Genomic DNA, 11,344 nt, shown 5'->3' with positions numbered 1-11,344 from the left:
CCACGCGTTTGGGGCCCGCAGCGAGCGTGCGGGAGGGTGTTAGTTGCGGACCATGCTCAACTTCCACAGCTCCGGGCCGTCCTCAACGTAGGACACGGCGAACTTGCCGGGGGAGCGCTGGTCCAGTTGGGCCAGCAGCGGGAGCGGGTTGTGGTTGGCGATCAGCAGAATCCCCTTGCCGGCGTTCAACCCCTCGAGCGCACCAAAAATCGTTGCGTGGCGGATCGCGTGCGGGATGACCCGGGTGTCCAGCTCCGAGAGGCCGGGTTCGTCATGCCCGCCGCAGGCACAGCCGCCCGACGCCGGAACCTGGCCTTCCGCGGCGTCGCTGTCCGCTGCGGTGTTGCCTGAAGCGGCGGCGGCACGGGCAGGCAGGAGCTCCGCCAGGGAGACGGCTGCGTCCTGCGCCAGTGCGGGCAGGACCAGTTCGGTGGACTCTTCCACGAATGCTGCGGCAGCTTCCTGGAGCCGGCCGTCGGCGTGGATCATCGTGAGAGGGGATTCCTGGGTCTCAAGGAACCTCGTCGTGGAGACCAGGCGGGCGCTGTGTGCAGCGGCGACTCCGGCAATGACATTGTCCGCCGCGGAGGTGCCCGTGTCGGGGAACGCCGCGGCGAGTGCTGCGGCAAGCGGCAGCAGTTCCCGTTCGGCAAAATTCACCAGCGCTCCCTGGTCTGCTTCTGCGAGCTCACCGCCGGCGGGGTTGCCAGCCGCGGCAAGCAGGTTCTGGCTCAAGGTGCCCAGCGTCCCGGCGGCTTCCGCCAGCCGGGTGCGGGCATCCTCCAGGGCTGCGGCCTCAAGGGAGGAAGATGCGAGAACAAGATTATTCACGGTGGAAACCTTTCGTTGCTGCACGGGTTAACGCGGGATGGCGATTATGCGATTATATTACTACACTTAATTCCGTGGAAAATAAACAGCGTGCAGCACTGCCAAACGGTCCCAGGCCCGGCGATACAAAGCCTGTGGCGCCCATTTCCAGGGCGCGCGCTGCGGTGCTGGCCAGGCTGCGGCAAAACGAGGGCACGTTGAGCGTTGAACAGTTGAGCGCTGAGACAGGCCAGCACGCCAACACCGCGCGCGAGCATCTGGAAGCGCTTGTCGGCGACGGCTACGCGAGCAAGACCGCGGCGGCCAAGGAAGGAAGGGGCAGGCCGGCCTGGCTGTATGCGGCGACCGCCGTTCCTGCGGGACCCGTGGGATACGCTGCGCTGGCGGCAGCGCTGGCCCAACATCTGTCCCGCCACTGCGACAACCCCGCCGCAGAAGGTGAAGCAGCCGGCCGGGCCTGGGCCCGCGCCATGCCGGAAGCCGGCAACAACACCGCCACCGGTACAAGCAGCCGCACCGGCGGCAGGTCCGCCCGAAAACACGTGGTCACGGCGCTTGAACAGGCAGGATTTGGTGTCCGGGGAAATCGCGATGCCACCGAGCTTGCACTGACAACCTGCCCCATCGTCGAGGCGGCCAGGGACAACCCCGACGTGGTGTGCGCCGTGCATCTGGGCCTGGTGAAGGAGCTCCTGGCCGGCAGCGGACTGCCCGAGAGCCAAGTGGAATTGTTGCCGTTTGCCGGCCCCGGCGTGTGCACCCTGCACCTGCCGGCAGGCGCGTCCCCGACAGCCACAACTTCCGCAACCCCGTGACAGGGCCCAGCCCCGCGGGCCGGAATGCAGCCCCCGCCCGAACCGCAAACCCACGAACAGCAAACCCACGAACAGCGAACCCGCGAAACTCAAAGCCCGGGCGCAGAGGCGGACTCCTGCGCAAACCGGCCTTCCGGATGGTGTTCCTGCTCCCCGCCGGGGCGGCCCTGCTGATTGGCCTCAACGCGGGCCTGCAGCTGCTTGGTGCGGATGCGCCCCTGAAGGTCGACCGCTTCCCGCAGGTTCACGGCATGCTGCTCGTGCTCAGCTTTGTGGGGACCGTCATTGCGCTCGAACGTTCGGTGGCCCTGAACAGGGCGCTGGGCTACGCCTCCCCGGCACTCCTGGGCGTTGCCGGTCTCCTCATGATTTCGCCGCTGGACCTCTGGATCGGCAAGACCGTCCTGCTGGCCGGAACCATTGCCATGGCCCTCGTCTACATCCCGTTGTGGCGGCGCCAATACGACAACGTCGTGCTCATCCAGATCCTGGGTGCTGTGGCTGCAATCGCCGCCGCCGGACTGTGGCTGCGGGTGCCGTCCATCCCCGTTGTGCTGCCGTTCCTTGTCACCTTTGTGGTGCTGACCATCGCCGGGGAGCGGCTGGAACTGGCCAGAATCGGGATTGGCAGCCCAAAGGCTGAGCCGCTTCTGCTGGCTGCAGGTTTTGTCCTGCTCGGTGCCACCGTGGCCACCCTGCTGTGGCCCGCCGTCGGCTATCCGCTCTACGGGGTGGCCTTGCTGGCGTTGGTCGGCTGGCTCCTCGGGTACGACGCCGCCCGGAAGTTGATCCGTTCCACCGGCCTGCCGCGCTACATTGCCGCGTGCCTCCTGGCCGGCTATGGCTGGTTGGCGGTGGCCGGCGTCGTGCTCGCCCTGCATGACGGGCCGCTGACCGGCCCCTCCTACGACGTCGCCGTCCACGCGGTGTTCCTGGGCTTCACGATCTCCATGATCATGGCCCACGCTCCGGTGATCCTGCCCGCCGTTCTCCGCAAGCCGCTGCCCTACACCTCTGGGTTTTGGCTGCCGGCGGGGCTGCTGCACCTCTCGCTGGTGATTCGGCTGGCACTGGGCGACGGCGCGGGCCTGCACGGCGCCTGGGTCACCGGCGGCGTGCTGAACGTCATTTCGATCCTGTTGTTCGCCATCCTGGCGATATGGCAGGCCACCCATGCGCAGAAGGCAGCAGCGTGAACATCGGCTCCGCACCCACGAGTGGCATCCCCGTTCCGGCGAACGGCAAATCACCCATGAACCGGGCCGGCTGGCATCTGCGGGCCAACGCACCGGCGGTGTTTTGGCTCGTGGCGCTGGTCGTTGTGGTGTTGATCCACCGCAGCATTCCCGTTTCCGGCTGGCTCATGGTGCACCTGCTGCTGCTGGGCGCGGCCACAAACTCGATCCTCGTCTGGAGCTGGCACTTCGCCCAGGCGCTGCTGCGCGGGCCGACGCCAAACAACCGCGCCATGGTCGCCAGGCTGATTGCGCTCAACGTGGCGGTTGCGGCGGTGGTGGTCTCGATGGTGCTCGACGTTTGGGCGCTGACGCTCCTGGGCAGCATCGGCGTCGGGCTCGTTGTGGCCCTGCACGCCGTGGCGTTGGGGCTGCGCGCCCGGAAGGCGCTGCCGTCGCGCTTCGGGCCCACCGTTTGGTACTACGTGGCCGCCTGCCTGCTGCTGCCGGTGGGGGCCGGCGTCGGCGCCGCGCTCGCAGCCAACCCCGCCGGCGGAGTGCATGTGCGCCTGCTGCTGGTCCACATGGGCGTGAACGTGCTCGGCTTTGTCGGCCTGGCCGTGCTGGGCACGTTGATGACGCTGCTGCCAACCATGCTGCGCACCAGGGTGGCCGACGGCGCCGAGGCAGTCGCGCGCCACGGTGCGGTTCCGCTGGTGGCAGGTGTGCTGCTCACAGCCGCCGGGGCGGGGGCCGGGGTGATGTTCCTGTGCACCGTCGGGCTGCTCATTTACCTGGGCGGCGTGGTGTACATTTGCGTGCCGCTGGCCAAGGTTGTGCGGGCCAAGCCACCAACCACTTTCGCGCCATTGTCGGCCGTCGCCGCGCTGCTCTGGCTGGCCGTCGGGCTCGCCTGGCTGCTGCTGTTGACGCTCACAGCCGACAGCTGGGACGGCCTGCACCGGGGGATCGAGGCCGTGGTTCCGGTGCTGGCGGCAGGATTTGTGGCGCAGGTGCTGGGCGCGGCACTGACGTATTTGGTGCCGGTGGTGTTGGGTGGCGGCCCTACTGCCGTCAAGCGCAGGGCGGCGGTGCTCGACAAGGCCGGCTGGTTCCGGGTGGTGCTGACAAATGTTGGCCTTCTGGTTTCGCTCCTGCCGGTGCCGAGCCTGGTGCGGGTGGGGACCTCGTTCCTGGTGCTGGCCGGCCTGGCCTGGTTCCTGCCGCTGCTGGGCATGGCACTGTTGGGCAAGGCGCCGGTGAAGTCCGAGGGCGTCGGGACCGTTGCCAGCGCCGGGACCGCCCGCGGAAGTGCAGGGAACGCCGGCCCGGAAACGGCGGCGTTTGACCCTGCCCCGCGCAAACGGGCAGGCATGGCAGCCGCCGGACTGGCCGTCGTCGTGCTTGTCATTGTGGGCGGGATTGTTGCCGATCCGCAGTCCCTCAAAGGGCTGAACCAGGCCGCGCCGGCGGCTGTCACAGCGACGGGACAGACGACAACGGTGGACATGACCATGAAGAACATGCGCTTCCACCCGGACACGGTGGAGGTGCCTGCGGGCAACAAGCTCGTGATCAACCTGGTCAACGAGGACAACATGGTGCACGACCTCGTCACGGAACTGGGGACCGATTCCGGGCGGCTGTATCCGGGGGGCCAGGCGGTGGTTGATGTGGGCGTGGTCGGCGCCGCCATCGATGCCTGGTGCAGCGTGGCCGGGCACAGGCAGCAGGGCATGGTGCTCAGCATCGTGGCCACCGGCGTACCCGCTGCGGCGCCCTCGGAGACGCCCTCGGATCAAGCCGGGATGCCCGGCATGGACCACGGTTCCGGGGCCGGCGACGGACCGTCCGCCACCTTTGACTTCATGAAGGAACCAGCCGCTGGTTTCACCGCCCGCGACGCCGTCCTGCCGGCCCTGCCTCCTGCTGCTGAGAGCGGGACGGTGCATGAATTAACCATGAAGGTCACGGAGGAGGAGCGTGAGGTGGCGCCCGGTGTCCGGCAGAAGCTGTGGATGTTCAACGGGACCGCGCCCGGGCCCACCCTGCGCGGCAGAATTGGCGACAAGTTCAAGATCACGCTCGTCAACGACGGCTCGCTCGGGCACTCGATCGACTTTCATGCCGGTGCCCTGGCCCCGGATCAGCCCATGCGGACGATCAATCCGGGGGAGTCGCTGACGTATTCATTCACTGCCACGCGTGCCGGCATCTGGATGTACCACTGCAGCACCATGCCCATGAGCCAGCACATTGCGAACGGCATGTTTGGCACCGTCGTCATTGACCCGCCGAACCTCGCACCGGTGGACAAGGAGTACCTCCTGGTCCAGTCCGAGATTTATGCCGGCCCCCAGGGCGGCGTTGCCGACCTGGCCAAGATCCAGGCGGAAACGCCCGACGCCGTCGTGTTCAACGGCTACGCCAACCAGTACAAGTTCAGTCCGCTGCCGGCGAAGGTTGGCGGGCGGGTGCGGATCTGGGTGCTTGACGCCGGACCGAACCGGGCGTCGTCGTTCCATGTGATCGGCGGCCAGTTCGACACCACGTGGAGCGAGGGCCGGTTCCTTTTGGACGGCTCGGATCCCACGGCAGGCGCGCAGGTCCTGCCGCTGGCCCCGGCGCAGGGAGGCTTCGTGGAGCTTTCATTCCCGGAGGCCGGCAACTATCCGTTTGTCTCGCACAGCATGGTCGACGCCGAACGCGGCGCCGCCGGGGTGTTCCACGTGGTCAAGTAGCCCGGTCTGAACGGCGTCAGCCATCGGAGCCCGTATGGACCTTGCGTGACGCGGCGGCCACCACAAACGATCCCACCAAGCCTATGAACAAGAACCCGGCCGCGGCCAGGACCGAGGCGCTGACGGCTTGGGCAAAGCCGCTGGACAGCGCGTCAACGGCTGCCGGTCCGGCACCGCCCAGCGGCCCGTGGGTTCCCAGCTGGGACAGTTGCGGCACGACGCCGCCGGCGGAGTCACGCAGCTGTCCCGCCAAGGTGTCGACCTGGTTGGCCGGGACGCCGGGGACGCCCGCCAGCAGCCCGGTGGCCCGGGACACCGCAAAGTGCGCCAGCACGCTGCCCATGACCGCCGAACCCAACGCCGCGCCCAGCTGCCTCACGGTGCTCTGGGTGGCTGATCCCTGGCCCGAAACAGCTGTGGGAATGTCAGCCAAAACCGTCCCGGTCAACTGGGCCGACGCCAAGCCGAGCCCCAGGCCGTAAACCACGAGCAGGGCGGCAATGAGCCAGACGGAGGTGGTTGAGGTAATCAGCAAACCAAGGGCAAGGACCCCTGCTGTCTCCAGCCCCAGGCCGATGATGACAACAGTGGGCGGTCCCATCCGTGCGGCCAGGTGGCGGGCCGACGCCCCGGAAAAGAAGGCGCCAAGGGCCATGGCGGCCAGAACAAATCCCGCGTTGAGCGTGCCAAGTCCCAGGATGTTGATCAAGTACAGCGGCAGCACGAGGAGCAGCCCAAATTCACCAATCGCAACCATGGCGGCGACGGCGTTGCCCCAGGAAAACGTCCGCACCTTGAACAAGGTCAGGTCCAGGATGGCCGAGCGGCCAATCCGGGCCCGGTGTTTTTCCCACAACACGAACCCTGTCAGCAGAATGAGGCCGGCGGCGAGGGTGAGCGGAACGGCGGAGATGTCCGCATCGGCCGGCCAGCTGACGGGCCCGAGCTTCAAGGCGGACGTGGCGGACCACCAACCCAGAGTTGGACCTTCGATCAAGGCAAACACGAACAAGCCGAATCCGCCGGCGCTGAGCAGCAGGCCGAGGATGTCGAGTCCGGCCTTGTCATTGGGGGAGCGGGTTTCCGGAACAAAAAGCACCGCCCCGACCAGCACGGCCAGGCCCAGCGGTATGTTCACGATGAAGATCCACTGCCACGCAAACGATGAGGTCAGCCAACCGCCCAGCAGCGGACCGATGGCCGCCATCCCGGAGATGACAGCGCCCCAGATGGCAAACGCCGTCGTCCTGTCCTTGCCAAAGAAGGTGGAATTCACGCTGGACAGGGTCGCCGGAAGCACCGCCGCACCGCCCACGCCTTGCAGGACGCGGCTGAGAATCAACCCGCCGGCGTCGTGCGAGAGGGCGGCGAAGATGCTGCCCGCCATGAACAAGACCACGCCAACCATGAACAGCTTGCGCCGTCCGACCCTGTCGCCGAGACGCCCGCTGGTCAGCAGCAGGGCCGCAAGGACCACTGAATACAGGCTGTTGACCCACTGGGCCTCGTTCAGGTCAAGGTGCAAATCGTCGATGATCGTGGGCAGTGAGACCCCCACGATGGTGCCGTCGATGACAATCATCGACAGGCCGGCCGCGAGCACGCCCAGCCCCGCCCACTTGTTCCGGGACGTTCCTGCCGCGGGCTCGCCCTTGTTTAGCTGCTGCATAAATTCAAACTATGCCCGACGGCGGCCGGAACCATCAACCATCCGGTTGATTCATGCCTGCCGGGTTACGACCAGGTGTTGTCCCCGCGCAGGCTGGCGTCGGCGCCGCCATCGGTGTAGATGACCTGGCCCGTGGTGTGCGTGTTTTCTTCGCTGGTCAGCCAGGCGAGCAACCGGGCAATGACGATGGCATCCGAGTGGCCGTTCAAGGGCATCGGCACGTTGGCATCCACCATGGCGCGGCCTTCCGGGGTTGCCAGCAGCTTCTCCGTCATGGGTGAAACAACCGTCCCGGGGGCCACTGCATTCAGCGGAATGCCGGCGCCGGCGAAGCGCGGTGCAATGGCTTCACGGCGGACCCAGCGGCTCAGTGCGCGCTTGCTTGACGGGTAGTTGAGGTAGCCGGTTTGTGGGCCCTTGGCGGCCAGCGCGGCGCCGATCTGAACTGTCAGTGCTTCGTCGCCGGCCAGCATGGCGTCGACTTGTTCGGCCGAGTTGGCCTGCAGTGACGCCATGGAACTGACGACGGCGGCACGCGGGCTGGCGCTCCTGGCGAGAGCGGGGGCCAGGTGGTCCAGGAATTCCGTGACGCCAAAGAAGTTGACGCTTGCCGTCAGGGGGATGGGCGCGGAGATTCCTGCGCAGGCGATGACGGCGTCAATAGTGCCGTTGGCCGCGGCCAGGGCTGCGTCGGCCGCGGCGCTGCGCCCCTCCCGGGTGCTGAGGTCGGCTTCAACTTCGGCGCCCTTCAGGTCAACACCGATTACTGTGGCTCCGCGTTCGCGCAACAGTTCGGCGGTGGCCAGGCCGATGCCTGAACCGGCTCCGGTGATGACATAGCTGCGGTTGGTGGCGTTGGCGTTCATTGGTGATCTCCTTGTGTGGCTTGGGCTTGTGTGGATTGTGCCGGGGTCTGTGCCGGCTGTGGTGGGGCGTTTCTTAGGTGGGCGGAAAGGGCTGTGGTGGACTGCTCCAATTTGCCCAGCAGACGCACCAGGTCGTGCCGTTCCGTGTCGTCCCAGCCGGTCAGAAGTTCGTCGACCAGGGAGTCGCCGGCCTGAACAAAGAGGTTGGCCACGGCCGTCCCGGACGGCGTGAGCGTGATCAGGTTGGCACGGGCGTCGGCCGGGTCGGGGATGCGTTCCACAATGCCGTGCGTGGTGAGCCGGGCCAGGATTTTGCTGACGTTGGACGGGCCGGTGACCATTTGCCGCGCGAGCTCTGAGGGCCGCCAGGGGCCGCCGCCGGCAAGCAATGTGATGACCGTGATGGAGCCGGGATCCAGTTGGAGCCCTTGGCGGGCAACCACAGCCGTGAGGAAGTCGGGCGCGCTCCATTGGCCAACGATGCGGATGAGGGAGCTCATCAGCGCGTTGCTGTAGGGGTTGACCGGCGTGGGGTTCGGGTTCTGCGGCGTAGCCATTGCGGACCTCCTGAGGTGACGGAACTGAAAGGCGACTGAACGGGACTGAACTGAACTGAAGCACCCTATTTAGTGTCCTGAAGACAGGATATCATCGATTGCCAGCTGGAGAATGGAATCGACCGCCCAAGGTCCCTCCGGTGACCTTCCACAAGCCCGCCGCCAAGCCCTCCGGAATTCCGGGCCGCGCCCGAAGCGGTCCTTAATGTGCACCGGGGTGGGCGTTCCGGTAAACTCGGGACGTAAGACCCCCTTGATCGCTTGCCGGCCCGCAGCATTTGCTGGGGCAGGCCTGTGGTTCCCAAGGGGCATTTTCGTGCCCGGACGCTGTGCGGCGGATCCTCCGCTGTGCTTTGCAGCGCCCGGCTCAACTTATGAGCAAGGGGGAGGGTCCCATGCCAGCAATCGTAATCGTCGGCGCCCAGTGGGGTGACGAAGGTAAAGGCAAGGCCACAGATCTTCTAGGTGGTTTGGTCGACTATGTTGTGAAGCCCAACGGCGGCAACAACGCAGGGCACACAGTGGTTGTCGGCGGTGAGAAGTATGAGCTCAAGCTCCTTCCCGCCGGTATTCTGAGCCCCAACGCAACACCGATCATCGGCAACGGCTGCGTGGTGAACCTTGAAGCCTTGTTTGAAGAAATTGAGGGCCTTGAGGCCCGCGGTGCGGACACGTCCAAGCTGCGCATTTCAGCCAACGCCCACCTGGTCGCCCCGTACCACCAGGTGCTGGACAAGGTCACCGAGCGTTTCCTTGGCAAGCGCGCCATTGGCACCACCGGCCGCGGCATCGGCCCGGCCTACATGGACAAGGTTGCCCGTCTGGGCATCCGCGTCCAGGACCTCTTTGACGAGTCCATCCTGCGCCAAAAGGTCGAGGGCTCGCTCAAGCAAAAGAACCAGCTTCTGGTCAAGGTGTACAACCGGCGTGACGTGGAAGTTGACGAGGTGGTGGAATATTTCCTCGGCTTTGCCGAGCGTGTGCGCCCCATGGTCATTGACGCAACGTATGTGTTGAATGAAGCCCTGGACCGCGGCGAAGTGGTGCTCATGGAAGGTGGCCAGGCCACGTTCCTGGACGTTGACCACGGCACCTACCCGTTCGTCACCTCCTCGAACCCCACCGCGGGAGGCGCCTCGGTCGGTTCCGGCATCGGCCCCACCCGCATCACCCGCGCCGTGGGCATTATCAAGGCCTACACCACGCGTGTCGGCGCCGGCCCGTTCCCCACGGAGCTGTTCGACGAGATGGGCATCTACCTGCAGAAGACCGGCGGGGAATTCGGTGTCAACACCGGACGCCCGCGCCGCTGCGGCTGGTATGACGCGCTGTTGGCCCGCCACGCCTCCCGCGTGAACGGCTTCACCGACTACTTCGTCACCAAGCTGGACGTGCTCACCGGCATCGAACAGATCCCGGTCTGCGTCGCCTACGACGTTGACGGGGTGCGTCATGACGAAATGCCCATGACGCAGACGGAATTCCACCACGCCAAGCCCATTTTCGAGTACTTCCCGGGCTGGACCGAGGACATCACCACGGCCCGCACCATGGACGACCTGCCCGAAAATGCGCGCAACTACATCCTGGCCCTCGAGAGCATGTCCGGCACCCGGATCTCCGCCATCGGCGTGGGCCCGGACCGCGACCAGACCATCGTCCGGCACGACCTCATCAGCGAGAAATAGCCCCACCTTCCCGGGACATTGCGCCCGGGGAAGGACCGGCCAAGGCGGGACGACGACGGAACTTGGGTTCCGCCGTCGTCCCGCCTTTTTGCTGTGGAGAACTTATTTGCTGTGCGCAAGATGGGCTGCGGCGGATGAATCACGGGCTAGTCTGGATGCACAGGAAATCCACCGGAAGGACCCATGGCCATGAAAGTCAGTGTTGGACAATTCAACCCAGGCGCGGACGTTGCAGAGAACCTGGCCACCATGCGCAGGCTGTCCGCAACCGCGTTGCAGGCAGGCAGCAAGCTGATCCTGTTCCCCGAAGAGGCGATGTTCTCCGTGGGCCGGGTCGTGGGCGATTTTGCCGCGGCAGTTGATGCGCACTGGACCACGTTTGTGCAGGGCCTGTCCATGATTGCCGCCGACCTCGGGATCGCCGTCATTGCCAGCGGCTACGAATCCAGCGGCGAAAGCCGCCCCTACAACACGGTTGTCGCGGTGGGCGATGACGGCGAAATTTTGGGCACGTACCGGAAACTCCACCTCTACGATGCCTTCTCCTACCAGGAATCCACCCGGATCAAGCCCAGCGACAGGGGCATCACCACCGTGGAAATTGGTGGTTTGAAGGTGGGCATCATGACCTGCTACGACATTCGCTTCCCCGAACTGGCCCGTTCCCTGGCCGTCTCCGGAGCTGACTTGATTTGCGTCTCGGCGGCCTGGTTCAAGGGCGAGCACAAGGTCGACCACTGGGAAACCCTGCTCAAGGCCCGCGCCATTGAAAACACCTGCTGGGTCGCCGCCGCCGGAACCTCAAGCAAGCATTGCATCGGGCACTCGGCCATCCTTGACCCCATGGGCATCCCGGCCAGCTTCCTCAACGACGAAGCCGAAGGCGTGGCCACGGCCGATGTGACCCACCGGCGCATCGAAGAAGTCCGGGAATTCCTCCCCGTACTGCTGAACCGGCGTCTTGAAAACAGCTCAGTGGTGGTCCCGGCCGGCTGAAAGTCG

The 11,344-nt window shown here is 66.0% G+C and carries 9 protein-coding genes; 5 read left to right on the top strand and 4 right to left on the bottom strand.

Going from position 1 to position 11,344, the window contains the following annotated elements:
* Positions 1 to 39 precede the first annotated feature (39 nt).
* Entirely contained in the window at positions 40 to 831 is a 792-nt protein-coding gene (locus tag ACT3TS_RS11225) for a DUF2249 domain-containing protein (RefSeq protein WP_444531596.1), read from the bottom strand.
* A 74-nt stretch (positions 832 to 905) separates the two neighbouring features.
* On the opposite strand from ACT3TS_RS11225, the gene ACT3TS_RS11220 reads away from it, so the two are divergent.
* The 3 genes from ACT3TS_RS11220 (at position 906) to ACT3TS_RS11210 (ending at position 5,562) form a co-directional block, all read left to right on the top strand.
* Positions 906 to 1,646 (top strand): helix-turn-helix transcriptional regulator, encoded by a 741-nt coding sequence (locus ACT3TS_RS11220; RefSeq protein WP_444531595.1) that lies wholly within the window; start codon positions 906 to 908, stop codon positions 1,644 to 1,646.
* A gap of 137 nt (positions 1,647 to 1,783) precedes the next feature.
* Positions 1,784 to 2,842: a hypothetical protein gene (locus tag ACT3TS_RS11215; RefSeq protein WP_444531594.1), complete on the top strand. Its 1,059-nt coding sequence runs from the start codon at positions 1,784 to 1,786 to the stop codon at positions 2,840 to 2,842.
* Positions 2,839 to 5,562 (top strand): multicopper oxidase domain-containing protein, encoded by a 2,724-nt coding sequence (locus tag ACT3TS_RS11210; RefSeq protein WP_444531593.1) that lies wholly within the window; start codon positions 2,839 to 2,841, stop codon positions 5,560 to 5,562. The genes ACT3TS_RS11215 and ACT3TS_RS11210 overlap by 4 nt, the downstream gene beginning before the upstream one ends.
* A gap of 16 nt (positions 5,563 to 5,578) precedes the next feature.
* Here ACT3TS_RS11210 and ACT3TS_RS11205 read toward each other — a convergent pair whose 3' ends face one another.
* From ACT3TS_RS11205 to ACT3TS_RS11195, 3 genes are all read right to left on the bottom strand, one after another.
* Positions 5,579 to 7,231 (bottom strand): MFS transporter, encoded by a 1,653-nt coding sequence (locus ACT3TS_RS11205; RefSeq protein ID WP_444531592.1) that lies wholly within the window; start codon positions 7,229 to 7,231, stop codon positions 5,579 to 5,581.
* A 65-nt stretch (positions 7,232 to 7,296) separates the two neighbouring features.
* Positions 7,297 to 8,097 (bottom strand): SDR family oxidoreductase, encoded by an 801-nt coding sequence (locus ACT3TS_RS11200; protein WP_444531591.1) that lies wholly within the window; start codon positions 8,095 to 8,097, stop codon positions 7,297 to 7,299.
* Positions 8,094 to 8,654 carry a MarR family winged helix-turn-helix transcriptional regulator gene (locus ACT3TS_RS11195; RefSeq protein ID WP_444531590.1) on the bottom strand — a complete coding sequence of 187 codons (561 nt, stop codon included), beginning with the start codon at positions 8,652 to 8,654 and terminating at the stop codon, positions 8,094 to 8,096. Before ACT3TS_RS11195 ends, ACT3TS_RS11200 begins: the two co-directional genes overlap by 4 nt.
* A gap of 395 nt (positions 8,655 to 9,049) precedes the next feature.
* On the opposite strand from ACT3TS_RS11195, the gene ACT3TS_RS11190 reads away from it, so the two are divergent.
* Both ACT3TS_RS11190 and ACT3TS_RS11185 read left to right on the top strand, forming a co-directional pair.
* Entirely contained in the window at positions 9,050 to 10,342 is a 1,293-nt protein-coding gene (locus tag ACT3TS_RS11190; protein ID WP_444531589.1) for an adenylosuccinate synthase, read from the top strand.
* A gap of 189 nt (positions 10,343 to 10,531) precedes the next feature.
* On the top strand, positions 10,532 to 11,338 hold the full coding sequence (locus tag ACT3TS_RS11185; protein WP_444531588.1) for a carbon-nitrogen hydrolase family protein: 807 nt from the start codon (positions 10,532 to 10,534) through the stop codon (positions 11,336 to 11,338).
* Positions 11,339 to 11,344: the final 6 nt, after the last annotated feature.

The sequence above is a fragment of the Specibacter sp. AOP5-B1-6 genome (genome assembly GCF_052376555.1).
Taxonomy (GTDB): Bacteria; Actinomycetota; Actinomycetes; order Actinomycetales; family Micrococcaceae; genus Specibacter.
Note: the sequence above shows the minus strand (reverse complement) of the source record. Positions and strands in the feature narration are given on the sequence as shown.